Annotated in this window: 1 protein-coding gene; it reads left to right on the top strand. The window is 40.5% G+C overall.

Going from position 1 to position 1,337, the window contains the following annotated elements; translation table 11 throughout:
* The first annotated feature begins 101 nt into the window (after positions 1 to 101).
* Positions 102 to 1,136, top strand: a complete 1,035-nt coding sequence (locus I2I33_RS20235) for a hypothetical protein (protein WP_087419475.1) — start codon at positions 102 to 104, stop codon at positions 1,134 to 1,136.
* The last annotated feature ends 201 nt before the right edge of the window (positions 1,137 to 1,337 follow it).

Raw genomic sequence — 1,337 nt, 5'->3', positions numbered from 1 at the left:
GGCCATGTGGCCAAAAATAGTTGGTAAATTCTTTATAACGATTTGAATTCCAGAATGATTAATTACCTTAATTGAAAACGTTTTCAATTAAGGTAATTTTTATGGAAAAATCTAGTAGGAAAGCTCGTTGTTGGTCATGCCAATCGACCGACACGATAAAGTGGGGTAAACAATCTGGTAAACAACGTTACCGTTGCCTGCATTGTGGCATCTATTTCACGATAAAAAATGAACCAGTCAAAAGAACGAACGAGTTGATTTGGTTCAAGAAGTGGGTCATTTACCGTCAAACCCTGGAATCAATATCACGAGATTCAGGGCTTAGCACCCGTACTCTTCGTCGTAAATTTTCCGTGTATTTAAATCGTTATCCATGTTGGGTAATTCCAGAATATCGCTTGGTTAACCTGGTCGTGGATGGGACTTATTTTAGTAACAAGATATGCTTGTTTATCTATCGAGAAAACGAGTTGAAAGAGACGTTACTTTACCGGACAACAAGTGGCGAGTATGCCGATGAAATCTACCAAGATTTAATTAATATCATGAGCCTGGGCATCGTCATCGAGAGTGTAACTTGTGATGGTCATAAATCCATTATCCGGGCGATAAAAGACGCTAACAAGTGGATAAAAAGATATAACAAGGAACATGGCACGAATCACGGGCCTATCCTGGTTCAACGTTGCCTGGTACATGTTCAACGTGGTTGTTTAGCCTATCTCAAGAAAGACCACAAGAGCGTGGAGGGACGTCGTTTAAGGACTATCGCCATGACCGTGTGCAAAATAGACTCGATAGAAAAAAGAGAACTCTTTGTTAATGCCTTTACTTCCTGGGTTAACGATACCAGCGAGTATCTATTCCACCAAACATACAATGAACAGAGCGGAAGGATGTGGCGCACGCGCAAGGCCTTGTACAGTGCTTATAACACCATAAAGAATGCCTTGCCTTGCATGTTCCACTACCTGAACAACACCAGGATCCCTCGCACGACGAATTGTTTAGAGGGGTTCTTTTCTCACCTGAAAGATGACATCTCGTTTCATAGGGGGTTATCAAGAGAACATTTCAGAAATTTTTTACGATGGTACATATGGTTTAAAAACCAAACTGGAACTGGGTTTTCCTAGACATGAAAGATTACCAGTAAAAGTGGCAAAAAGAGAAGAAAGAAGAGTACCACGTTGAGGTGGTACCCTTTTACTGTATAATCTGAAAAGTCTATTTCTGGCAGGTTGCTCCCCAGCAGTGCCTGTTTCCTCTTCGACTTTACTATTCAAAGATAAGCTTTAATTGGAAAAATGTTACCAACTATTTTTGGCCACATTACT

This window comes from Butyricimonas sp. BSD2780061689_150309_C8 (assembly GCF_015560935.1).
GTDB classification, from domain to species: Bacteria; Bacteroidota; Bacteroidia; order Bacteroidales; family Marinifilaceae; genus Butyricimonas; species Butyricimonas paravirosa.
The sequence above is the reverse complement of the archived record's forward strand: the minus strand, read 5'-3'. Positions and strand labels throughout refer to the sequence as shown.

Coding starts and splice junctions, on each gene's coding strand:
- I2I33_RS20235 (WP_087419475.1), top strand. CDS start 102: ATGGAAAAATCTAGTAGGAAAGCTCGTTGTTGGTCATGCCAATCGACC.